The sequence below is a fragment of the Sorangium sp. So ce726 genome (assembly GCF_051521405.1).
Lineage (GTDB): Bacteria > Myxococcota_A > Polyangia > Polyangiales > Polyangiaceae > Sorangium.
In genome coordinates this window covers 3,487,826-3,510,930 of the sequence record NZ_CP150349.1, presented here as the reverse complement: position 1 = coordinate 3,510,930, position 23,105 = coordinate 3,487,826, and the positions used below count along the sequence as shown (strand labels likewise).

At 70.4% G+C, this 23,105-nt stretch carries 20 protein-coding genes; 12 read left to right on the top strand and 8 right to left on the bottom strand.

Going from position 1 to position 23,105, the window contains the following annotated elements; genetic code table 11:
- Window positions 1–92 precede the first annotated feature (92 nt).
- From WME79_RS13340 to WME79_RS13330, 3 genes are all read left to right on the top strand, one after another.
- Entirely contained in the window at window positions 93–782 is a 690-nt protein-coding gene (locus tag WME79_RS13340) for an NUDIX hydrolase (RefSeq protein ID WP_437535207.1), read from the top strand.
- Window positions 783–872: 90 nt separating this feature from the next.
- A complete protein-coding gene (locus WME79_RS13335; protein WP_437535206.1) occupies window positions 873–1,526 on the top strand; it encodes a hypothetical protein in 654 nt (217 codons plus the stop codon).
- Complete coding sequence (locus WME79_RS13330) at window positions 1,519–1,872, top strand: hypothetical protein (RefSeq protein ID WP_437535205.1); 354 nt, start codon at window positions 1,519–1,521, stop codon at window positions 1,870–1,872. Before WME79_RS13335 ends, WME79_RS13330 begins: the two co-directional genes overlap by 8 nt.
- A 37-nt stretch (window positions 1,873–1,909) precedes the next feature.
- Here the strand turns inward: WME79_RS13330 and WME79_RS13325 are convergent, their stop codons facing one another.
- Both WME79_RS13325 and WME79_RS13320 read right to left on the bottom strand, forming a co-directional pair.
- Window positions 1,910–7,252, bottom strand: coding sequence for an AAA family ATPase (locus tag WME79_RS13325; protein WP_437535204.1), 5,343 nt, complete (start codon window positions 7,250–7,252; stop codon window positions 1,910–1,912).
- 7 nt (window positions 7,253–7,259) lie between these two features.
- A complete protein-coding gene (locus WME79_RS13320; protein WP_437535203.1) occupies window positions 7,260–7,382 on the bottom strand; it encodes a hypothetical protein in 123 nt (40 codons plus the stop codon).
- Between the two features lie 444 nt (window positions 7,383–7,826).
- Here WME79_RS13320 and WME79_RS13315 point away from each other — a divergent pair, with 444 nt between their 5' ends.
- The 4 genes from WME79_RS13315 (at window position 7,827) to WME79_RS13300 (ending at window position 12,714) form a co-directional block, all read left to right on the top strand.
- Window positions 7,827–8,687: a protein phosphatase 2C domain-containing protein gene (locus WME79_RS13315; protein ID WP_437535202.1), complete on the top strand. Its 861-nt coding sequence runs from the start codon at window positions 7,827–7,829 to the stop codon at window positions 8,685–8,687.
- A 123-nt stretch (window positions 8,688–8,810) separates the two neighbouring features.
- Window positions 8,811–10,772, top strand: a complete 1,962-nt coding sequence (locus tag WME79_RS13310; protein WP_437535201.1) for a hypothetical protein — start codon at window positions 8,811–8,813, stop codon at window positions 10,770–10,772.
- A gap of 56 nt (window positions 10,773–10,828) precedes the next feature.
- A complete protein-coding gene (locus WME79_RS13305) occupies window positions 10,829–11,875 on the top strand; it encodes a nicotinamidase (RefSeq protein WP_437535200.1) in 1,047 nt (348 codons plus the stop codon).
- A gap of 14 nt (window positions 11,876–11,889) precedes the next feature.
- A complete protein-coding gene (locus tag WME79_RS13300) occupies window positions 11,890–12,714 on the top strand; it encodes a hypothetical protein (protein WP_437535199.1) in 825 nt (274 codons plus the stop codon).
- Window positions 12,715–12,799: 85 nt separating this feature from the next.
- Here WME79_RS13300 and WME79_RS13295 read toward each other — a convergent pair whose 3' ends face one another.
- Window positions 12,800–13,768, bottom strand: coding sequence for a hypothetical protein (locus WME79_RS13295; RefSeq protein ID WP_437535198.1), 969 nt, complete (start codon window positions 13,766–13,768; stop codon window positions 12,800–12,802).
- A gap of 97 nt (window positions 13,769–13,865) precedes the next feature.
- On the opposite strand from WME79_RS13295, the gene WME79_RS13290 reads away from it, so the two are divergent.
- Window positions 13,866–14,411, top strand: a complete 546-nt coding sequence (locus WME79_RS13290) for an NUDIX hydrolase (protein ID WP_437535197.1) — start codon at window positions 13,866–13,868, stop codon at window positions 14,409–14,411.
- Between the two features lie 83 nt (window positions 14,412–14,494).
- Entirely contained in the window at window positions 14,495–15,463 is a 969-nt protein-coding gene (locus WME79_RS13285; protein ID WP_437535196.1) for a Uma2 family endonuclease, read from the top strand.
- 59 nt (window positions 15,464–15,522) lie between these two features.
- On the opposite strand, the gene arfB is transcribed toward WME79_RS13285, so the two are convergent.
- The gene (arfB, locus tag WME79_RS13280; protein WP_437535195.1) at window positions 15,523–15,954 is read right to left on the bottom strand and encodes an alternative ribosome rescue aminoacyl-tRNA hydrolase ArfB; all 432 of its coding nucleotides are present in this window, start codon (window positions 15,952–15,954) and stop codon (window positions 15,523–15,525) included.
- Between the two features lie 135 nt (window positions 15,955–16,089).
- On the opposite strand from arfB, the gene WME79_RS13275 reads away from it, so the two are divergent.
- The 3 genes from WME79_RS13275 to WME79_RS13265 all read left to right on the top strand — a co-directional run bounded on the left by WME79_RS13275 (window position 16,090) and on the right by WME79_RS13265 (window position 19,998).
- The gene (locus WME79_RS13275) at window positions 16,090–17,649 is read left to right on the top strand and encodes an SLC13 family permease (protein ID WP_437535194.1); all 1,560 of its coding nucleotides are present in this window, start codon (window positions 16,090–16,092) and stop codon (window positions 17,647–17,649) included.
- Window positions 17,650–17,819: 170 nt separating this feature from the next.
- Window positions 17,820–19,007 (top strand): FIST signal transduction protein, encoded by a 1,188-nt coding sequence (locus WME79_RS13270; protein ID WP_437535193.1) that lies wholly within the window; start codon window positions 17,820–17,822, stop codon window positions 19,005–19,007.
- Window positions 19,008–19,014: 7 nt separating this feature from the next.
- Window positions 19,015–19,998 carry an STAS domain-containing protein gene (locus WME79_RS13265; RefSeq protein ID WP_437535192.1) on the top strand — a complete coding sequence of 328 codons (984 nt, stop codon included), beginning with the start codon at window positions 19,015–19,017 and terminating at the stop codon, window positions 19,996–19,998.
- A gap of 108 nt (window positions 19,999–20,106) precedes the next feature.
- Here the strand turns inward: WME79_RS13265 and WME79_RS13260 are convergent, their stop codons facing one another.
- From WME79_RS13260 to WME79_RS13245, 4 genes are all read right to left on the bottom strand, one after another.
- Entirely contained in the window at window positions 20,107–20,511 is a 405-nt protein-coding gene (locus tag WME79_RS13260; protein WP_437535191.1) for a hypothetical protein, read from the bottom strand.
- Window positions 20,512–20,735: 224 nt separating this feature from the next.
- Window positions 20,736–21,554, bottom strand: coding sequence for an SRPBCC family protein (locus tag WME79_RS13255; protein WP_437535190.1), 819 nt, complete (start codon window positions 21,552–21,554; stop codon window positions 20,736–20,738).
- Entirely contained in the window at window positions 21,545–22,159 is a 615-nt protein-coding gene (locus WME79_RS13250; protein WP_437535189.1) for an ArsR/SmtB family transcription factor, read from the bottom strand. Before WME79_RS13250 ends, WME79_RS13255 begins: the two co-directional genes overlap by 10 nt.
- 113 nt (window positions 22,160–22,272) lie before the next feature.
- Window positions 22,273–23,091, bottom strand: a complete 819-nt coding sequence (locus tag WME79_RS13245) for an N-formylglutamate amidohydrolase (protein ID WP_437535188.1) — start codon at window positions 23,089–23,091, stop codon at window positions 22,273–22,275.
- Window positions 23,092–23,105: the final 14 nt, after the last annotated feature.

The window sequence follows — 23,105 nt, the reverse complement described above, 5'->3', positions numbered from 1 at the left end:
CTCCGCGCGCCCGGGAGCCGAGCTCCGCGGCGCTGGTTGACATGGTGTCCGATCGACACCAAGATTCGTGTACAAATTACACGGAGGATTGAATGTCCGTCTCCTACGAGCACCCGCGGCCGGCGCTGACGGTGGATTGTGTCGTGTTCGGCCTCGATGAGGCGGACCTCAAGGTCCTCCTCATCCGGCGGGAGCTCGATCCGTTCCGCGGCAGGTGGGCGCTCCCGGGCGGGTTCGTGCGCGTCGACGAGGCGCTCGACGACGCCGCGCGGCGGGAGCTCTCGGAGGAGACGGGGCTCTCGGGGGTGTTCCTGGAGCAGCTCTACACGTTCGGCGCCCTCGGGCGGGACCCGCGCGAGCGCGTGGTCTCGGTGGCGTACTACGCGCTGGTGAAGCTCGGTGATCACCGGGTCAAGGCCGCGACCGACGCGCGCGAGGCGGCGTGGTTCGCGGTGGACGACACCCCGGCGCTCGCCTTCGATCACGACGAGATCCTCGCGATCGCGCTGGAGCGGCTCAAGGGCAAGGTCCGATACCGGCCGATCGGGTTCGAGCTCCTGCCGCCGAAGTTCACGCTGTCGCAGCTCCAGCGGCTCTACGAGGCGATCCTCGAGCGCCCGCTCGACAAGCGCAATTTCCGAAAGAAGGCGCTTGGCACCGGGCTGCTCGTGGAGCTCGATGAGGTCGAGCAAGACGTCGCGCACCGCGCGGCGCGGCTCTACCGGTTCGACCGCCGGAAGTACGAGCGGCTCGAGAAGGACGGCTTCAGCTTCGAGATCTGAAGCGAGGTGCGGGCGCTCGCGACGGCCAGGGCCCGTGCGCTCGCTTGCTCCAATTTGACACGTCTGGCACACCATTTGTGGGAAGCCAAGATGGAAATTGAATCAACCCGGGGCTGGGCGCTCGGTTCGGCGTTGGCATGTCCGAACGGCTTTGGGTTTCATTTGCTGTCCCGGACCGCCCTGAAGTTCATTCTCCCTCGGGCTGCAACCACGGATGAAGACGATGCACTCCGATCGCCAAGCAGACGGGACCGACGGACACAGGCGCAGGCGATGCAGCCGCTATTGACCACATCGATCCGCCCCGTGTGGAGCAACATTCGCGCAGCCCGAGCCTCGGTGCGGGAGGTCCTTGCGCAGCACCCCGGCGCCCTGGTGGACGCGGCTGCGATGACGGCCTGTGAGCTGCTGGAGAACGCCATCAAGTACGGAGAGGAGGTGCCCGCGGCGGGAGCCATTCTCTTCACGCTCAGCCTGATCGAGGAGAGGATCGACATCGTCGTGGTCAACGGCTGCACCGATCAGAGCTCGGTGGATCGACTGCTCGATCGCATACAGTCCTTACGTGACGCGCCGAACAAGGCGGACCTCTATATCGGACAGCTCCAGGAGCTGCTCGCCGGCCCCAGCGAGAGCACCAACCTGGGGATCTACAGGATAGCTGTGGAAGGCGGCTTCACGCTCGACGCCACGTACGCAGACGACGTCGTGACCGTGACAGCCACCAGGAGCGTTTATGGCTGAGTGGACGTTCGAGCAGGACGGGCTGACTGTGCGAATCACCAGAGACGCCGATCGTTCACGCATCGCGTGGTCAGGCGTCAGCGATATGCGCAGCCCCGCCAGCTTCCTCAATCCGTTCCTCGACGACTGGTCAGCGAAGCTCAAGGACACCGACGTCACGGTGGACCTGACCGGGCTCGAGTACATGAACTCGGCCACGGTGAAGCCGCTGCTGGATCTGGTGAAGCTCCTGGATCAAACCAGCCGCTTCGTGCTCGTGGTCTTCCGCGAGAACGACTGGCAGCGGACGCACCGCAACTGCATGGCGGTCCTGTCGCGCACCCTGAAGAAAACCAAGGTGCAGTGACCTGACGCGACCGCGCCCACCGACGCGCCTCCGAGACCTAGCCCGCCGCCTGTTCCGTCGGAGAGTAGCGGATCACCAGCGCGGTGACATCGTCACGGAGCTGCTGTCCTGTCATGGGGCCCATGATGCCCTTCACGACTGCGCTGGGCGACATCCCTTGCGCCGCGAGCGCGTGGAACCGCTCTGCCAACCCGCGCGTCTCCAGCATTCCACCTTCGGCGGTCACGGTCTCCGTGATGCCATCGGTATACAGGAGCACCGTGTCCCCGACGCCGAGGCGTATGACATCGTCCTGGAGCAGCATCGCGATGTCGTCCTCGATCCCGAGCCACATCCCGCTCGTCTCGATGAGCTCCACCGTGTTGGAGCTCGCCCTGTGGATCACGATGTCCAGGTGAAGGCCGGCATAACGCACCGTGCCGCGGCCGAGCTCGAGCGCGACGATCGTCATGTACTGGTCGGGGCTGATGCGAAGCAGGTTCTCCCGGACCGCGCTGTTCACGCGGCCCAGGACGACCGCAGGCGTGAGGGGCTCGCCGTCGCGCTGCGATGTCATGAGGACGGTCCGCACGGCGGTCTGCACCATCATCATGGTCAGACCGGCCGTGACCCCGTGGCCCGACACATCGCCGATGAGCACCCAGCCGCCTGCGTCCGTCGGCACCACATCGTAGTAGTCGCCTCCGACGCTGTCGGCCGGCATCATCACCGCGGCCACCTCGTAGTCCGTCAGGCGCGTCTGCTGCGGCAGCAGCACCGTCTGTATCTTGCGCGCGAGATCCATCTCGCTCCACAGCTCCGCCAGGATCCGCCTGAGCTCTGTGGTACGCTCCGCGACCTGGCCTTCGAGGTTCTCGTTCGCCCGCCGCAGCTCCTGAGACGCGGCGTCCAGGCGCCCGTAGAGCATGGCGTTCTCAAGAGACACAGCGGCCTGCGTCGCGAGGAATTGCAAGAGCCCGCACCGAGCAGGGCTGAACGCGTCCGCTGCGATGTTGTTCTCCAGATAGAGGACGCCGGTGACCCTTCCGCCCCGCAGCATGGGGGCGCACAGCACCGATCTCGGCCGAGCCCGGGCAAAGTAGCGGTCCGAGGCGAAGCGCATATCGCGGTGCGCGTCCGTCAAGACCGTCAGCTCGCGCGTGCGCGCCACATACCGCACAAGCGCCTCCGGGACGTCATCGCTCCCTTGCAGCGCGCGGGCCTCCAGGCAGATCGTATCGGGCTCGATCGTCATGCTCGCCTCCAGGACGAGCGCTCCGTCGCGCACGAGGACCAGGCATGCCCGCTGAGCGCCCGCGTTCTCCACCAAGGTCCGCAGCAGCCGCTCGAGCAGCCGATCGCTCACGAGCTCCGTGGAGATCGCCTCCGTCGCGCGGATGGCCGCCGTGAGGTCGAGCCTCTCTCCTGCTCTGTCCGTGCTGGCCGTCTGGCTGGGGGCTCTCTGCGAGCCGGCGCTCTTCACGTTCGCTGGGTTGAAGGCCGACGAGAGCGCCTCGGTGCTCCCGAGCACGTGCGCGTATTTCGAGCTCAGCTCCTCCGCCTTGCATGTCCCGCCCCAGCGCATGTAGCCGTAGAGCGCCTCGGCCAGGTAGACGCTCGCCACCTTGCTCCTGCGTTGGTCCAGGTGAAACCGGCCAACCAGCTCGTTGCCGATGGCTTCAGCCTGCGCGAAGCCGTGCTCCTGGGCGAGCGCGATGGCGCGATCGTACAGATCCAGCGCGTCGAGGAAGCGCCGCTCGATCCGCGCGATCTCCGCCTGTACCAGCGCGGCGCGGTGCGCGTGGTTCTCGGGCGAGGACCGGGCCCAGGCCTCGAGCGTGGCGGCGTCAGCGCGCAGGCGCCCGAGGAGGCCGGCTTGCTCTTCCGGCGCAGCGGTCCGGGTCAGCTCGGCCAGGCAGAGCGCCCGGCAGAGCACGCTGTCCCCGTGATGGAAGAAGCCGGGAATGAGCTGGTATTTGTCGCAGGTGGCCAGGGCGTCTCGGAAGTGACCTGCAAGGTACTGGACCGTCGTCTTTGCGACCCCGAACATCGCCAGCGCCGGGAGCGGCGCAGAGGCCTCGAACGCTCCCTCCTCGAAGCCTGCGCTGTCCAGGCTCGCCGGATGCCGGGTCTGGCCGGTCAGCGCACGGATGGTCTGTTGACCGACGTCCAGAAAGGCCCGGTTGACGACGTCGCCCGTCCTCCCCTGGAGCTCACGAGCCGTCGAGAGGGTGTCTTCCAGATCCACGAAGGCATGGCCGGCATGCAGGCGGTAAATCAGCAACATCGAGGCGCAGTACGCCGCGTAGAGCTGATCGCCCATCTCGAGGCACAGCCTCAGCCCTGAGCGCAGCAGCTCCAGGGTATGCGATATATGCAGGCGCCAGTGAGCGACGAAGCAGCCGAAGAGATAATGCACCTGACCGCTGCTCGCGGGGCTGCCCCCGCCGGCGACCAGATCCATGCCTAGCCGACCGAAGCGAAAGGCGTGCTCCCGGTTTCCCGTCATGACAAGGTGCACGATCGAGTACTGCTCATAGAAGAAGCCCGCGTTCGGCGCTCTACCATGACGGAGGAGCTGGACTCCCTTGAGCACGAGCAGGGCATGCAGCTCCGACAAGGACTGGAAAGCGGCCGGGATGCCGGTGGCCAGCGTCTCGAGCAGCGCCAGCTCGCGGGCGTCGCTCATCTCCGGCACCGTCGCCAGGGACTCGATCTCCGAGTCCGCGAACGTGCCTTGATAGGCGGCAAACTCGGCGACAAACGCGGCGCCGAGCGCCGCCCTGTCCGCCAGGGGCGGCACGTCCAGGTCCAGGAGGCGCAGCACGTCGACGACCCTCGCGCACGCGACGTCGAGCCTGCCCGTGTTCGTGAGCAGCAGCACCTCGAGGTTGCGCCCCTTGATGCGATCCAGCGCGCCGCGCGCGTTCTGCTCCACGGCCTGGAGCACCGCAAACGCGGAATCCAGGTCCCCGGTGAGGTACTCGCACTCCGCCATGATCAGGTGAGCGGCGCAGGCGACGTCGTACTCTTCGACCCACCCTGTGTCGCCGAGCAGATCGAGCCCGGCCTTCAGGTAGTGTATCGCCGGCTCAGGCGCCGCTGCGGCGCGCGCCTTGCGGCCGGCGTTCAGATTCAGGCGTGCGAGCTCGCGCCTCTCGGCTCGCTCGACGACGAGGGACGCGCCTCGGTTCACATGATCCGCGATCGTGAACAGGTCACGGTCGCTCGGACCCGCGTCGCTGCGCTCCAGCAAGAGCCGACCGATCCGCAAGTGGATCTCGGCCCGCTCTTCCGGCCTGATCAGCGAATAGGCTGCTTGTTGGACGCGATCGTGCTGGAAGCGGAACGCGGCGCCGAGCGCGCCGTCGTCCGCCCCGGGCGCGCCGGAGCCGCTCTCGGCGCTGTAGCGATAGTTGCCGTCCAGCGAGACGATGAACCCTTGACGCAGCGCCTCCCAGAGATGCCTGGCCACGTCGCCGTGAGATCGCTGAGACACGACGGCCATCGTATCCATGTTGAAGCTATGCCCGATACAGGCGGCGAAGCGCAGCATCTCCTGGCTCGCCTGCGGCAACTGCCGCAGCTCGGACAGCATGAAATCGATCACGTTGTCCGTCGCCACCCGCCTCCACACCTGCGCTAGTTCCCACGTCCAGGTCAGGTCCTGCTGGTCGAAGCGCAGCACGCCGTCTCGGTGCAGCGCGGTCATGAACTGGGTGAGAAAGAAGGGGTTTCCGCCGGTCTTCTCGAACAGGACCGCGCCAAGCTCGTTCACCGCCTCGGGGCCGCACCCCAGCGTATCGCTGAGCAGCTGCACGAGTTGCGGTAGCCTCAGCGGGCCGAGCGCGATCTCACGCTTCTCGACGCCGGCTTGCCGCAGCTCCTGGAGCATCAGACACAGCGGATGCGCGGCGTCGATCTCGTGCTCTCGGTAGGCGCCGATCACCAGGACGTGGCGCGCGCTGTCCGCCGTCAGCACGTGGTGCAGCAGCCGGAGCGAGCTGGCGTCCGCCCACTGCAGATCATCCAGGAAGAGCACGAGCGGACGCGCTGCGGTGGCCAGCACCTGGAGGAAGTTCAAGAAGACGCGCTCGAAGCGGTGCTGCGATTCGCTCGGCCCGAGCTCCGGCACCGCGGGCTGCGGGCCGACCACGAGCTCGAGCTCGGGGACCAGATCGATGAGGAGCCCTGCGTTCACGCCGACCGCTTCGAGGATCGCCTGTCGCCGCTGGTCCAACACGTCCGGTGCCTCTGCGAGCACGGACCGGACGAGGGTGCGGCAGGCGTGCGCGATCGGCCCGTAAGGAACGCTCCGCGCCAGGTAGTCGAACTTGCCTGCCCCGAAGCACGCTCCGCCGAGGATCTTCTGGTGCAGCTCCTCCACGAGCGCGGACTTTCCGACGCCCGCTTGTCCCGACAGGAGGACGAGCTCGTTCCCGCCCTGTTTGGCGCGGTCGAAGACCTCCAGGAGCTCAGCCAGGTCGCGCTCGCGCCCGTAGAGCTTTTCGCTGACCGAGAGCCGATCGGAGGTATCGCGCTCGCCCAGCCCAAAGGGCTCCACCACCCCCGCCCGCTTGACCCGATCCAGACATCGCTGCAGGTCATGCTGCAACCCGGATGCAGTCTGGTATCGCCCCTCCACCGTCTTATCGAGCAGCTTGAGGATCAAGTCCGACAGGATCGGCGGCAGGTCCGGTCGGCACGCCGTCGGGGGCCGCGGGCTGCGAGCGATATGGCTATGCACCAGCTCCAGCGGATCGCTGGTATCGAACGGCAGGGTGCCGGTGAAGAGCTGGTACAGCGTGACGCCGAGCGAGTACAGGTCCGCTCGAAAGTCCACGCTCCGGTTCATCCGCCCCGTCTGCTCAGGCGCGATGTAGGCCAGCGTCCCCTCGAGCTGCGTGACCCCTGAGAGAGCATCGACCTTCTGGGAGAGGCGCGTCGCGATCCCGAAGTCGACAAGGACGAGCGAGCTGGCGTCGTCTTTGACGAAGAAATGATGAGGCTTGATGTCCTTGTGAATGACGTGCTTGCCGTGGACCGCCGCGAGCACCCGCGCCATCGCCAGCGCCAGCTCGAGCGAGCGCTGCAGATCCAGGTGACCCGATCGAATCAGCCTGTCGACCGAGACATCACCTGCATCCTCCATGATCAGGGCAAGGCCGTGCCCATGACGCTCCAGCGCGATCGCCTTGACGACTTCAGGCAGCTCGAGCCACGTCAACATCTCATATTCGTGGCGGAGACGCCCCACCTCCAGCGAGGTCGGATGCTGGTTTCTGAGCAGCTTCACCAGGACCGGCGCTCCGTCGATGGTGCGACAGCCACGGTATACGACGGAGCTGGCGGTCTCGCGGACCTTCGCGTTCAGGATGTATCGGTCGGACAAGGTGTTCATGTCAGATTCAACTTCGGTTGCCGTCCCACGACGGCTGCTCGCGCTGCCTCAAGGCGTGCTCCACCGTCCGCAGCTCCTCGTTCTCGCGCTCGAGCTCGCCCGCATCATGCTCGTCAGCCCCCTCACGCATCACCCCGCTCCCCTCCTCCGCCCGGCGGCGTGATGTTGCCAGCCCGCCGCTGCAGTGATCGGCAACGGTACCCGCGATGGCCGTTCGCAACAAGGCAGTAGGGACGGAGGCACAACGGCCGAGGCCGACAGCACTGATGTGGCGGCACGGTCCCTGGGCGCGTGTGAGGTGGTGCCGAGCTGCACGGCCCCGTGGCGGGAGTCGCCGCGCCTCCTCCAGGCATGGCGGCCGGAACGCCGGCGCCCGGGTTGACAACGTGTACAATGAACACTAAGCTTGGTGTGTAAGTTACACGATCGGGTGCTCGCCGGGTGCGGGCGCTGACGGTCGGCGTTGACCGCCGAGCGGACGGTGGAGCTCCGGCGCCGGGAGGACCGCGCGCAGCGGCCTCCGTCTGCCCGGTCCGGCCGCAGCGCGCCCTCCCCGGGCGCAGAAGGGAACTCCATGCTTCGCGACGTCGCTTTCTTGGCTGACATGGGAGGAGGCTCGGCCTTCGAGGTCGCCGGAGGGACGGTGACCGGGACCGATCACCTCGCCGCGGGGCGGCCCAACCAGGACGCCTATGCCTTCCGTGCGGAGGGCGGCTCTCTCGCCGCGGTGGTCTGCGACGGCTGCGGCAGCGGCGCGCGCAGCGAGGTGGGCGCGGCGCTCGGGGCGCGGATCGTGACCGAGCAGGTCCTCGGCGCGCTACGGCGCGGCGGAGACCTCGATTCGCCCGCGACGTGGGAAGCGGTGCGCCGCGGGGCGCTCGCGCCGCTCCGCGAGGTGGCCGCCGGCATGGGCGGCAGCTTCGCCGAGGTCGTGTCGACCTTCTTCCTCTTCACCGTGGTTGGCCTCGTGATCTCCGGCGACAGAGCGTGCGCGTTTTCCCTTGGCGACGGCCTCATCGCGCTCGGCGACGAGCTCCTGCGGCTCGGCCCCTTCCCGAGGGACGAGCCCCCGTACCTCGCGTATGGCCTGCTCGATCGGCCGCCCGGCGGCGAGGCGCCGCGCTTCACCGTGCACCGCGCCTTCCCGTCGAGCGCGCTCCGGACTGCCCTGCTCGGGACCGACGGCGCGATCGATCTGCTGGAGTCGCCGTCACGGCAAATTCCGGGGGGCGGCGAGGTCGGCCCGCTGTCGAGGTTCTGGGAGGACGATCGGTATTTCCGGAACCCCGACGCGGTGAGGCGGCGGCTCGCGCTCATCAACCGATCCGTGGCGCGGCCCGTGTGGAAGGAAGAGCGGATGGAGCGCGAGGGCGGGCTACTCCGCGACGACACGACATTGATCGTCGTGCGGAGGGCGCAGGGCGCCCGCGATTGAGGCGCGGCCCTGCGCGGAGGCGCAGGAGTCGCGGAGGGAAACGACAGGGCGTCTGCGTTTGATTGCGCGTGATTGCGCGTGATTGCGTTCGATTGCATTCGATTGCGTCCGGAGGAGGCGACTGTGGACGTGGTTCTTGGTTCAAAGCGGGTTCGGCTCGACCCTCGGGCCTCGATCGGCAAAGGCGGCGAGGCGGACGTGTTCGACCTCGGCGACGGCCGCGCGCTCAAGGTCTGGAAGACGCCCGATCACCCGGATTATGCCGGGCAGGACGCCGAGCAGCGCGCCGCCGAGGTGCGCATCGAGCGCCACCAGGACAAGCTGCGCGCGTTCCCGCCGGCGCTGCCCGATCAGGTGATCGCGCCCCTCGAGCTCGCGACCGACAAAACCAGGAAGCGCATCGTGGGCTACGCCATGCGCCTCGTGCGCGGCGCGGAGCCGCTCCTGCGCTACGGCGAGCCATCGATGCGCCACGGCGGGCTCGCGTCGGCCGCGGTCTCCGAGGTGCTCGCGCGGCTCCACGGGGCGGTCGCGGCGATCCACGACCGGGGCGTCGTGATCGGCGACTTCAACGATCTCAACGTGCTCGTCGCCGGCGGCGAGGTGTTCGTCATCGACGCCGACAGCTTCCAGTTCGGCCCGTACCTCTGCCAGGTGTTCACCGAGCGCTTCGTGGATCCGCTGCTCTGCGACCCTTCGCTCCCCCGGCCGCTCCTGTCGAGGCCGTATTCGCAGGACTCCGACTGGTACGCGTTCGCCGTGATGGTCATGCAGAGCCTGCTCTGCGTGGGGCCTTATGGCGGCGTCTTCCGGCCGCGGTCCGCGTCGGCGCGGGTGCCCGAGAGCGCGAGGCCGCTCCGCCGCATCACCGTGTTCGACCGCGAGGTGCGGTATCCGAAGCCGGCCATCCCGTACCGCGTCCTGCCGGACGATCTCCTGGACGCGCTGGTTCGCATCTTCGTCGAGGACCGGCGCGGCGTGTTCCCGCGCCGGCTGCTCGACGCGCTCGCCTGGACGAGGTGCCCTTCGTGCGGCGTCGAGCACGCGCGCCCTGCCTGCCCGGCGTGCGCGGGCGCCGCGCCGGCCGCCGTGAAGGAGTCGACGGTCGTCCACGGCGAGGTGCTGGCGACGCGGATCCTGAGCACGCGCGGGGTGATCCTGGCCGCGGCCCTCGGTCCGGACGGGCTCTCGTATCTCGTGAACGAGGGCGGCCGCTTCCTGCGGGAAGATCGGTCCGTCGTGATGTCCGGCGCGCCGCACCCCGCGACGCGCTTCGCGGTGCACGGGAGAGCCACGCTGATCGGCCGGGGCGGCGATCTCGTGGTGCTCTCGCCGGGGGCCGCGCCCGAGCGGATCCAGGTGGACTGCGTCGGGACGAGGCCCATCTTCGACGTCAACGCCCGCGCCCGCTACTGGACGCGCGGCGGGCAGCTCCTGCGCAGCGGGAGGCCGGGCGCCGCCGCGCTCTCGGGCGAGGCGGACGCCGTCCCGATGGGCGAGGTCCTCGCCGGGCAAACGCTGTTCTGGGTGGGCCCCAGCTTCGGGCTCGGCTTCTACCGCGCCGGGAACGTCTCGATCGCGTTCGTCTTCGACGCCGAGCGGCCCGGCCTCAAGGACACGGTCAAGCTGCCTTTCCCGGGCGGCAAGCTCACCGCGGCGACCTGCGTCTTCGACGCCGGCCCGAGCTCGCGGTCCGACGATGGCCGCGGGCGCCCCGACGACGGCCACGGGCGCCCCCGCGCCGGGCGCGCATGGCTGTTCCTCGCCGCCGAGCAAGCCGGCCGGACCGTGCACCGGTGCGTCGTCGTGCGCGAGGACGGCGCGATCGAGGCGGTCGCCGACGGCGAGGGGGAAGGCGGCTCGTGGCTCGGCGCGCTGACCGGCAAGTGCGCGGCTTCCGGGTTCCTGCTCTCGGCGACCGACAGCGGCGTCGTCCGCGTCGAGGTCCGCGGGGGCGCGCTCGTCGAGACGCGGCAGTTCCCCGGCACCGAGCCGTTCGTCACCCAGGCTTCCCGGCTGCTCGTCGGCCCAGAGGGCCTGTTCGTCGTCGACGCACAGGCGATCACATTGCTTCGCATCTCATGAATCCACGCTGAGCTGACGGCCCGCGCTCGCGGGCCGATCGAGAGGAGAGAGAGACCATGAAATCGACAGTGCTCCCCCTGCCCGCCTTCTATGACGCAAAGAACGCCGAGCGGTGGGGCTATCACCCCAATGAGGAGGCGCTGCACGGCGCCGCCGCGGCGTGGCGGAAGGCGCATGGCGTGAAGCCGTCGGCCGCGGACGCGCAGAACGTCCACCTCCTGCTCATCGACGTGCAGAAGGACTTCTGCTTCCCGCAGGGCTCGCTCTACGTCGCCGGCAGGAGCGGCACGGGCGCGGTCGACGACAGCCGCCGCATCGCCGAGTTCATCTACAGGAACCTCGCGTCCCTCACGAACATCACGGTCACGATGGATACCCACTTCGCTTACCAGATCTTCTTCCCGGCCTTCTGGGTGGATCGCGAGGACCGCCCGCTGACCGCGCACCGCGAGATCACGACGGCGCAGATCGACGCGGGGGAGGTGCGGCCGAACCCCGCGGTGGCGAAGTGGCTTTGCGGCGGGAGCTACCCGTGGCTCATGAAGCAGGTCCGGTATTACTGCGAGGAGCTCGAGAAGGCCGGGAAATACAAGCTCTACCTGTGGCCGCCGCACTGCATCCTCGGGAGCGACGGCCACGCGCTCGCGGGCGTCGTGCACGAGGCGCGGATGTTCCACGCGTTCGCGCGCGGGGTGCAGTCGTGGGTCGAGGTCAAGGGCGGCAACCCGCTCACCGAGAACTACTCGGTGATGCAGCCCGAGGTGCTGACGCGGCACGACGGCCAGCCGCTCGCGCAGCGGAGCACGGGCTTCCTGAGGACGCTGCTCCACGCCGACGCGGTGATCATCGCCGGCCAGGCCGCGAGCCACTGCGTCCGCAGCTCGATCGAGGACATCTTGACGGAGATCGCGCTCACCGACCGCGCGCTCGCCCAGAAGATCTACGTGATGACCGACTGCATGTCGCCGGTCACCGTGCCCGACGGCAAGGGGGGCTTCGCCGTCGATTTCACCGCCGAGGCGGACAAGGCGCTCGCCCGCTTCGCCGCCGCCGGGATGAACCTCGTGAAGAGCACCGACCCGATTCCGTGCCTGGGCGCATGACGGTGGAGGATCCAATGAGCAAGAACAAGGAGAACAACAACGGAACGAGCCGCGATGGCTCGCTCGACATCGAGCAGCTCTTCGAGGCGGCGCGGGACGATGGAGCGCTCTCGCCCGAGGCGATGCAGGCGCTGCACATCACCGACCTGGGCGCGCAGATCCAGGCCGGCTTCGGCGTGCAGGTGGACGACGTCGCATCGTCGGAGGTGGTGCTGGTCACGGTGATGCCCGACGACTCGGGATCCATCAAATTCGCCGGCAACGCCCCGTCGGTGAGGGACGGGCACAACCTGGTCGTGGGCGCCCTCTCCGACTCCAGGCAGCGCGACTCGATCCTGGCGCACAACCGCTACCTGAACGGGGCGGTGCTGTATCCGTACTGCCCGATCGCCCAGGCCGTGAAGATGGACACGAAGAACTACGATCCCATGCTCGGCACGCCCCTCTACGATCAGACGGTGGTATTGCTCGGAACGGTGATCGCGAAGGCGCAGGAGTTCGCGCTGAGCGGCGTCCCGGCGCGCACCGTCACGCTGATCATCTCGGACGGCGCCGACGCGGGCTCGACGTGGGCCAAGGCCAGGGACGTGTGCGCCCTCGTCCGTGACATGCGGCGGGCCGAGGCCCACATCGTGGCGGCGATCGGCATCGACGACGGAAACACCGATTTCCGCGCCGTCTTTCGCGACATGGGGATCGAGGATCGCTGGATCCTGACGCCGAAGAGCGACGCGGCGGACATCCGCAAGGCGTTCGCGCTGTTCTCTCAATCGGCGGTGCGCGCCAGCCAGGGCGGCGCGTCGTTCTCGAAGACCGTCGCCGGCGGCTTTGGCGGGTGAAGCGCGCGCCCTCGGCTCGCCGCGCGCCCCCCTGGGCGGCGGCGAGCCCTCTACACCTCTCGGCTGCTTCGGCGGAGGACCGGGATCAGGCCGCGGCCTCCCAGGGGACGACGCCATAACGGCGGCGCAGCTCGTCGAGATCCACCGCCATGTCGGACCAGAAGTCCCAATCGTCCATCAGGTCGATGCTCATCTTCGTTCCGCGAATGAACGATCGCACGAGCTCGTCGGCGAGCCCGGGCGTCGCGAGCATCCCCTGCTGCGACGGCGCCAGCACGGTGAGCTGGACGCCCTGCTGGAGCTGCACCAGCAGGAACACGAGGATGCCGAACGGGTTCTCGCGGCGATACCCCGCCTGAAACGCGATCGTCATCGCCTCTCCGCGCAGGTCGGTGCCATAACCGGCGAGGATGTGGCTCAGGTCGTGGGTGAGCACGCCCTCGGGCACGCCGCGCTTCTCGCCGGGGAACGAGAAGCCGTTCTCTCGATAGAAGGTGAAGAGCGCCTTGCCGAGGGTGCCCTCTCTGTACGCCTCGAGCGAGCGGTAGCGCGCGGCGACTGGCTCGTTCTCCAGGATGCCGGCGAAGCTCGCGACGTTCCTGGCGAGCCCATAAAGGCCGCCCTCATCGAGCATGCGCCGCACGTTCTTGCCGAGCAGCGAGTTCCGGCTGATGTCGATGCGCAGGAGGAGCAGCCGCCGCTCGTAGAGGTGGTGGAGCTGGCGGACCGCGTTGGGCCGCGCCCCGAGCGCCGCGGCGAGCCGCTCGACCTCGAGCAGCTCGCGCTCGTCGACGCGCTCGCCGCACAGGGTCATGGCGCAGAGGCCGTTGACGAGCTGCTCGCGCAGAGCAGGGTGCTCGACGGCGCGCGCGAGCTCCTCGGGCGCTATCGGGGCGAGCGCGTCGATGTCGAAGTCGGTGCGGAGGAGGTGCCGCTGCACCGCGGCGATGGCGTCGCGCCGCGACCCGTCGAGGGGGCCAGCCGAGGTAAGGACGACCTTGATGGCACGCAGACCCGCGTGCGCCTGTTCTTGGCTCGGTACGAGGTAGGTCATGCCAGGGAGGATGATGCCGAGCGCGCGTCTCGTCCTTGACCGGGGGCGCCAATGTCTTGACCGGGCGCGCCGCCTGGGCAGACGATGTGGGTTGGTCATGACGGTCGTGCGGTGGAAGGCAGTGGAGCGGCGCGTGGTCCAGCACTCGCCGTGGCGGAGGATCGAGGACGTCACCTTCGAGCTCCCGGACGGGCAGGTCCGCACGTTCTCGCTCAAGAAAGAGGGGCGAGTCGTCTGCGTCCTCGCGATCTCCCGCGAGAAGAAGGTGATCCTGGCGCGCCAGTACAGGCCGGGGCCCGATCGGATCCTCGACGAGCTCCCGGGGGGCGGCGTCGAGCCAGGCGAGGCCCCGGAGGAGGCGGCGGCGCGCGAGCTTCTCGAGGAGACGGGGTATGTCGCCGGGCGGCTCGTGCCGCTCGGCCGCCCGCTGGAGTGCGCTTACTCGACCATCGAACGACACGCGTTCCTGGCCGTGGATTGCGTGCGCGAGAGGGCGCAAGCGCTGGATGAGACGGAGTTCATCGACGTGGTAGAGAAGCCGATCGAGGACTTCGTGGAGCAGCTCAGGGAGGGCGCCTGCACCGACCCGGAGGTCGGGTGGATGGGGCTTTACGAGCTGGGCTGCCTGAGAGCGAGCACCTGAGCCTCGCCCGCGGCTGCGCGGCGGATGCGCGGACGCCGGCGCCGCGATCCCCGCCGGTCGCTGGCTGCGCTATGGTAGAGGTCATGCGCAGGCACGATCACGTCCTCCTCGCGCCCGGTGCCGGCGCCTCCGGTCGCACCGTCCACGCGCCTTCGGCCGGCAGGGCGCGCCCGCACGTCGACGACCGGCTGGCCCCGCCCGAGACGCGGGTGGAGTACCTCCACGGCGTCGAGGTCTACGCCGCCCCGACCGATCCGCCGCACGCGACGCAGCATTTCGATCTGACCTACGTCCTCGGCGCCCATGTCGCCGAGGGCTACCGGGGCGCCGTGGACATGCTGACCCGGACCGACCTCGGCAGCGATTATGCGGCCGACGCCAGCGTCTTCGCGCAAAAGCCCGACCGCGCAGGCCGGCGGCGGCTGGAGGAGCTGGCCTTCGAGGTCAGCGACAAGCAGGCCCTCGCCGTTCCGACCACCAAGGCGCGCCTGCTGATCGCTCGCGGCGTGCGGCGGGTGTTCTGCATCCTGGTGAAGCAGCGCCGGGTGATGGAGTGGTCGCGCGAGACCGACGGCTGGCGCCCGCTGCCGAAGGATGCGGTCATCGAGGATCCCTGCCTCGTGCGCCCGCTGCCGATCCAGTCGCTCCTCGAGGCCGCGTCCTCGGACGACGCCGTGGCCCGCGCGCTGCTCGACAAGCGCGTGCCCGCGCTCGAGGCAGCGCTCGCAGAGGGCGAGGCGCGCGGTGAAGCGCGCGGTGAAGCGCGCGGCGAGGCACGCGGCGAGGCACGCGGCGAGGCGCGCGGTGAAGCACGCGGCGAGGCGCGCGGTGAAGCGCGCGGCGAGGCGCGAGGCCAGGCGCGCGGCGAGATCAGGATGGCGCAGGAGGCCATCCTCATGGTGCTGAAGTCGCGCGGGGTCGCCACGCCGGCCGAGGTGGCCCGCGCGATCGCCGGCTGCGACGATCTGAGCAAGCTACGGCGATGGATCAAGCGCGCGGCGACCGCGACGACCGCCGCTGAGGTCGTCGCCGGCTCCCGGCGCAAGCGCTGAGCGAAGGCCGCCGCGGCGCGGGCGCGCGCTGGACGCTCTCCCCGCGCCCGCGCGCCCCGTCACTCGTGATCGCCCCCGCCGCGGCGAACGTGCTTCTTCTCGCCCGTGCGCCGCTTCTCGTCGAGCCGCCGCGCCTTCGACGCACGCGTCGGCCGGGTCGGCCTTCGCTGCACCGGCACCTCGAGCGCGCGCAGGATCAGCGCGCGCAGCTTCTCGCGCGCGTCGTCCAGGTTGCGCAGCTGGTCGCGAGTTAGCTGGCTCACGATGAACAGCCGCCCCTCGGCGTCGAGCCGGCCGCGCGCCAGCACGCGCAGCCTCACCTTGGCGTCGTCGGCGAGCTCCGGCCACGCGCCGAAGTCGAAGCGCAGCTCCACCTTGGAGGCGACCTTGTTGACGTTCTGACCGCCGGGCCCCGACGCGCGCACGGCGCTCCAGCTGAGGAGCGCGGCCGGGGCGGTCAGCGCATCATTGACGACGAGGGGATCGGACACAGCGGCTCTCCTGCCCTGCGGGCGGCGCGAGCGCCGTGCGGAGCGCCTGACGCCTAGCATGCGCGCGCCGCGCCCGCCGCGCCGCGCGCAGGGCGCGCTCTACCGGCGAGGAGGCGCGTGTACGATAGAGTCGCCATGCAGGAGCGCCCTGATCACGCCGCCGCGCCGCAGGGCGCCCCTCAGCGAGGCCGCCCGCCGCCTGCGCGGCTCAGCCTGCTGCGCTGCCTCGGCGTCGCCTCCGGTCCAGCCGCCGCCCTCGCGATCGCGCTCGTCCCGAGCGGGCTCCACGCCGTCCCTGGCTTTGGCCACCGCCCTGCGTACGCGGCCGCCGTCGCGGCGTGGATGGCGCTGTGGTGGCTCTTCGAGGTGCTGCCCGTCGCGCTCACCGCCTGCTTGCCGCTCGTGCTCTTCCCGCTGCTGGGCGTCTTCGGCCGCGGGCTGGCGGGCGACGCGGCCCGCGCCGCCGCGCCGTTCGTCGACGCGTACATCTTCCTCTTCCTCGGCGGCATGGCGATCGGCGCCGCCATGGAGCAGTGGAGCCTTCACCGCCGGGTGGCGCTCCACATCATGCGGGCGGTCGGCACGGACCCGAAGCGGCTCCTGCTCGGCATGCTGGTCGCGACGAGCTCCATCTCGCTCTGGATCTCCAACACCGCGACCGCCGTGATGATGCTCCCGATCGGGCTCGCCCTGCTCGCGCAGCTGGAGTCGGCCGCCGGGGGGCGCAGGCTCTCGCACTACGGGACGGCGATCATGCTGGCGGTGGCCTACGCCTCCAATGTCGGCGGGATCGGCACGAAGATCGGCACCGGGACGAACTCCATCTTCTGCGGCTTCCTCGCCGACAAGCTGGGCTACGACCTCGGGTTTCTGCAGTACATGGTGATCGCCCTGCCGTTCGTGGTCCTCTTCGTCCCGCTGCTCTGGCTCGCCCTGTGGCGCGTGGGCAAGCGGGACGGGCTCGGCCCCGGCCACGCGCGAGACGCGCTCGACCGAGAGCTCGCGGCCATGGGCCCGATGAGCCGCGGTGAGAAGACCGTCGCCGCCATCTTCGCAGCGGCCAGCGCGCTGTGGATCCTCGGCGATCCGCTGCGCGCCGCGCTCGCGCCGCGCCTCCAGGCCGCGCTCGAGGGCCTGGGCGCCGCGCTCGGCTCGGGCGCCGCGGCCGGATTCAAGGTGCAGGGCAAGCACTACGAGGCGACCGTGGCCGTCCTGGCGGCGCTCGGCCTGCTCGCCCTGCGCGCCCTCTCGCTCGCCTCCCTGCGCCGGATGCCCTGGGGCACGCTCGCCTTGCTCGGCGGCAGCTTCGCGATGGCGGCCGGCATCGAGGGCGGCGGGCTCTCGGCGTGGATGGCCGCGAAGCTCGCGGTCGTCGCCGAGGCGCCGCTGCTCGCGCAGCTCGGGCTCGCCAGCGCCGGCACGATCGCCCTGTCGGCGCTGGCCTCCAACACCGCCACGGTGAACGTGGCGCTCAACGTGCTCCCGCAGGACCTCGGCGTGCTGTTCGCGGCCACGATCGCCGCGTCCTGCGACTTCATGCTACCGGCGGGCACGCCGCCCAACGCCATCGTGTTCGGTAGCGGGTACGTGCGGCTCCCTGTGATGATCCGGACAGGCTTCCTGCTCAACGTGGCTGCCGCCGCGCTCATCACGGTCTATGTGTACGGTTACGCGCGGCACCTCATCGGCGGCTGAGCGCAGGGGCGTCGCGGTGCGGTTTTGTGTATAAGCGCCGACGCAGGGAATCACCGGGTGCCTCGTAAGCGGAAGAAAAGAGCGCCGATGAAGGAAAAGGTCATGAACGCGACAGACGGCCTGTGGAGCGCGCCGGCGGCTCGGACCGCTGGCACGGGAGGGCCGCGCGGATGAAGATCGCCACGTCGTCGTCGACCGCTGCGGGGGCGAACGCCGCGTTCACCGAGGCCATGTCGGCGCTGCGCGCAGGCCTCGGCGCGGAGCCCGATCACGTCTTCCTGAGCTACACCGAGCCCTACGACGTCGGCGAGCTCGCGCGCGCCACCGCGACGCTGCCGCCGTCGGTCCGCGTGCACGGATCGAGCTCGTGCCAGTCGGTCATGACCGCCGCGGGCGTCCGTGGCGCGCCCGGTCCCGGCCTCGCGCTGCTCGGGGTCGCCGACGCGCAGGGCGCCTATGGCGTCGCGGCCGAGCGGATCGGCGCGACCCCGCGCGCCGCCGGCGCACGCGCCGCGGCGCGCGCGATCGAGGACGCCGGGCGCTCGGGCGAGCTCCCGGCCCTGCTCTGGCTCAGCGTGCAGACCGGCGCGGAGGAGGACGTCCTGCTCGGCATCGAGGACGTCGTGGGCCCGAACGTGCCCGTGTTCGGCGGCTCCAGCGCGGCGGACTCCATCGTCGGCAGGCAATCGCAGATGGAGCGCGGGCAGGCCCACGAGGGCGCGGTGCTGCTGTCCGCCCTCTACCCCTCCGGGGAGATCTCCTATGCGTTCAGCACCGGCTATGCCCCCACCGAGCACCGCTGTCGCGTGACCCGCGCCGAGGGCAGGCGCCTGCCCGAGATCGACGGGCTCCCGGCCGCCGAGGTCTACAACCGCTGGACCGGCGGCCTGATCTCCGCGCAGCTCGGCGGCGGGACGATCCTGGAGCACACGGCGCTCCACCCCCTCGGGCGGCCCTCGGGCTGGATCGGCAAGGTCCCCCAGTTCGTGCTCATCCACCCGGACACCGTGCAGGAGGACAACTCCATGACGTTCGGCGCCAACATCAACGAGGGCGACGAGCTCGTGCTCATGCAGGGATCGCGCGAGAGCGTGATCGGCCGGGTCCGGTCCGTGGTCGACGCCGCGCTGGGGGCCGCGCCGCCCTCCTTCCGCCCGCAGGGCGCGCTCGTGATCTTCTGCGCGGGGTGCATGCTCGCCGTGCGCGACGAGCTCGATCGCGTCGTCCAGGGGGTGGCCGCGTCGCTCGGAGAGACGCCGTTCCTCGGCAGGTTCACCTTCGGAGAGCAGGGGTGCTTCACCCGGGGCAAGAACCAGCACGCGAACCTCTCCATCAGCGTCGTCCTGCTCGGAGACTGAGGATGTGATGGACGAGGCTGCCCACGAGACCATTGCCGAGCTGCGACGCGCGCAGGAGGAGGAGCGAGCGCTCCGGCTGGAGGCCGAAGGGCTGGCGGAGGTGCTCCTGCGCTTCACGGAGCCGGGCAGCTTCACGGAGACGCTGACGCGCGTCGTCGAGGCGACCGCGCAGCGGCTCGGGGCCGCCGCCGGGCTTGTGATCGCGTTCGATGAGGGGGCGGACGGCCACGTCCTCGTCGCGACCGATCCGAGCCTCTCGGCGACCGAATGGGAGGCCGGGCCCGCGTTCTCGCGCGCGCTCGAGGGCCGGCCGGTGGCCAGCTTCGACCTCCGCCAGCTCGCCGAGTGGCAGAGCCAGCCCGAGCCCGTGCTCGCGCGCTACGGCTCCGCGCTCCACGCGCCGCTCCACGCCGGCCCCCTGCGCTCGCTGCTCGTGCTGGTCCATCCAGACCGCGCCTTCTTCGACGCGCGCCACGTCAGCCTCGTGCGCCGCCTCCTGCCCGCGGCATCGCAGGCGCTCGCGCGCGCCCGCGCCGAGGAGGAGCTCGCGCGGGCGCGCGACCTCGCGTACGAGCGGGAGATCACCGAGAAGCTGACGCTCATCGAGCACCAGCGCGCCGCGATCCGGGCGCTGTCCATGCCCATCATCGAGGTCTGGAGCCGGATCCTCTGCGTCCCCGTGATCGGCTTCGTCGACGAGGAGCGGTGCGCGCACCTGATGGAGCGGCTCCTCGCCGCCGTCACGGCCAGGCGGGCGCGCGCGGTGGTCATCGATGTCACCGGGCTCGACCGGATGGAGGCGAGCGCGCTCGGGCTGTTCCTGCGCGTGGCGACGGCGGTGAGGCTGCTCGGCAGCACCTGCGTGCTCGCCGGCATCGGCCCGGACGTCGCCCGGGATCTCGTGCGGGAGGGTGTGGCACGCGGCGACGTCGTGACGTACCGCCGCCTGCACGACGCGCTGAGGGAGCTGCTCCCGCCGTCGAGGCGGTGATCCGGTCGAGGGCCGCCGGCGCGTCCGCCGGGCCTGGCAGCGGCGTCCCGCGCATCGTCGCGGCGCGGGCGTTCGCGCCTCGTTGCCAGGTCGGCGCCCGCGCGCGGCTCAGGAGACCTTGCGCCGCGCCGACTCCCACCCGCGCCGCACGGCGCCCTTGGTCTCGTCCCAGGTGCGCCCGCTCTTGAGGTCGTTCCACTCCTCCCTGAGCTTGCTCTCGACCCGATCGTCCCAGTCGGTGTGATCGCTGTAATGGCTCGCCGCGCCCCAGCCGTAGCGCAGCCCCGGCTCGATCTGGTCCCAGTCGGTGTTCGGCACGTAGCGCGGCGGGATCGGCTGCTTGCCGAGCGCCTGCTTCACCGTATCGCCGACGTCCTGGTGGAGCTCCTGCCCCTTGGTGTTGGTGAAGTCCGCTTTGGTCTGCTCCCAGTCGCGGCGCAGCGCCTCCTTCACGCGATCCCAGCCGGACGTCTTGTGATCATCCCACCACCTCGGATTGACTGCATGGTTCATCGGTACCTCCATCGACTCCGTTGAACGAGCGCCGGCGCGAGGGCCGATCGCTGCCGTGGGCCTGGCGATACACGAACGGTGCCGCCCCGAGCATTTGCCGGAAACCGATTTGAATCGGGCGGTTCGCAGCGGCGTGAGCGGTCCCGGAGTGACGCTCTCCGCCGCCCCCGGCGGAGGCTCGCCTGCGTCAGGCCGTCACACGTGAGACAAGGTGCCTCGGAGGGTCAGCCGGGCGGGCGCATTGGAAAGCGCTCGGCCATCCACGCCTGCCACGCGGGCTCGTCGCGCGCCGCCGCGGCGGGCGCCCGGTCGCCGTACAGGTACAGCCGGATCGGCAGGAAGATCTGCCCGGCCATGGGAAGAGCGAACAGGTGGGCGATGCCGGGCGCCGGCTCCTCGAGCCGGAGGAGCAGCTCTGGGTACTCGTTCGGGCCGACGCGCTCGACCACCCCCGCGAACGGCGGCGCACCGGCGGCGGAGCTCACCCGCTGGCCCGCCGTGGCGCCAGCGAGCCCGAGCGGGCCGATCAGCGCGTCCCATGTCGCGGATCGGGGCTCGGATCCGGCGCCCATCAGCTGGAACGCCGCGCAGGGCTGGCCACGGAAATGGGCCAGATAGAGCCGCAGGATGCGGAAGAAGGCCGCCCAGCCGTGCATGTGGCCCTCGAACTGGTTGTCCCAGTCGTCGGTGCTCGCGAACCAGCTGTGCACCACGCGCACGACGCAGGTCCCGCCAGACCGCGCCTCCACGATCCACTCCGTGGCGACCTTGGGGCTGCCTGGTCCCATGTCCTCCGGGGCCTCGGCGGTGAACCGGCGAGGCGGCTCCCAGGCCGTGATGGTCGCGACCGAATCCATGCTCGATCCCGGGGCGAAGTGAGAGACGGTCGTGCCGCCTTCGCGCTCCTCGACCTCGCTCGGCACGAACCACGACGAGATCCCGGGCCCGGTCGCGATGGCGCGCCACACCTCTTCGGGGCTGCCGGGGACCTCGACTTCGGCCTCGACGCTGCGACGGCCGGACGCGTCTTTTCTCACGGGCATGATGACTCCTTTCGTGGTGCTTCGTTCGGTGTGGGGGTGGGGTGAGCGATGATCACCAGGCGGTGCGATCGCCCGCCTGGCGCCGAATCGTCGTGGTAGCGCGCGACGAGCGCCGTCACCGCGCGGGTGAGCTCGCCGGTGAAGGCGGCGCGCTCCGCCGGAGATCGGAAGCGGACCTCGGCGTCGATCGACAGCGACGCGAGGCGCTTGTCGGCCTCCCGCGAGCGCCGCAAGAGATCGCTGACCTCGCGCACGACGCGCGCGCCCAGGGCGATGAGGTAGGTCGCGGAGAGGCGGTCCGAGGCGCGCTCCGGATCCGCCGCGACAGGCCCGAGCGCGCCGGGCGACACGACGTAGGAAGCCGCGCTCGCGACCAGCAGGCGCTCCGTCAGCCCACCCCATTTGCGCGTCCCGGCCATGCGCACGAGCCCGTGCGCCTCGAGGGCGCGCAGGTGGTAGTTGATCTTCTGGCGCGCGATCCCGAGGCGCGTGGCCAGCGTCGCGGCGGAGGCGGGCGCCGAGAGCTCCGAGAGCAGCCGGCTCCTGACAGGCTCGAGCGCTGCCGCTGCCGCAGCCGGATCCTCGATGACGTCGACGTCGAGCACACCGCCGTGGGTATCATTGACAATTTTTTTTGTCAATCACCGCAGGCCGTACTTTCCCCGCCACGGCGAGGGGCGCGATCCCCTCGCCGTCGGGCCCCGAGCCCCCGCCTACATCACCGACCGGCGGCGGCGTCCGGGGAGAGAGCGTTCAGGTCGACGCCACTGGCCTCGATGGCCCGGTAGCTCGCCGCGAGGCGCTGGGCCCAGGCCTCCACGCCCTCGTCGCTCAGCAGGCCGTCCTGGCGGATCTCGAGGAGCACGCAGGGCAGGCCGCGGGCCTCGCCGTGCGTGGGGATCCCGTAGTCGCCGCCCTCGGTCACGCGGTAGGGCTCGTTGTCGCCGACGCAGAGCCCAGGCTCGCGCCGCAACGCCTCGAGGAACGGCGCGGCGAGCCTGCGGTCGCGCCCGTAGAGGACGGCCGCGTGCCACGGCCGATCCTGGCCGGGCATCGCGGGCGTGAAGCTGTGCATGCTGAGGATCGCCGTGCGCTTCCGGCGCTCCCGCCGCGCGTCGAGGAGCGCGGTGATCGCGTGGTGGTAGGGCCAGAAGCACGCGTCGGCCCGCGCGCTGGCCTCCGCGGCGTCGATGGCGTTGCCGGGGATGGGCACGCCGCAGCTGATCTCGGGGATGGACGTCAGCGAGCCCAGCGGCCGGTTGCAGTCGATGACGAGCCGCGAGTAGCCGGAGAGGACGAGCGGCGCGTCGAGGAGCACCGACAGGCGGCGCGAGAGGCGCGCCGCGCCGATGTCCCAGCCGGTGTGCTCGCGGAGCGCCTCGTGCTGCCTGCCCAGCTCGGGGAGGCTCCTCGGAACCGCGTTGGACGCATGGTCGCAGAGCAGGACCGCGCTGGAGCGGCCCTCGGGATTCACCACCTCGAACGCGGGCGGCTCATCGGGCGCGAGGACGTGAAGTTCTGGCGAAGGAGGGCTCATGACGTCTCGCCCAA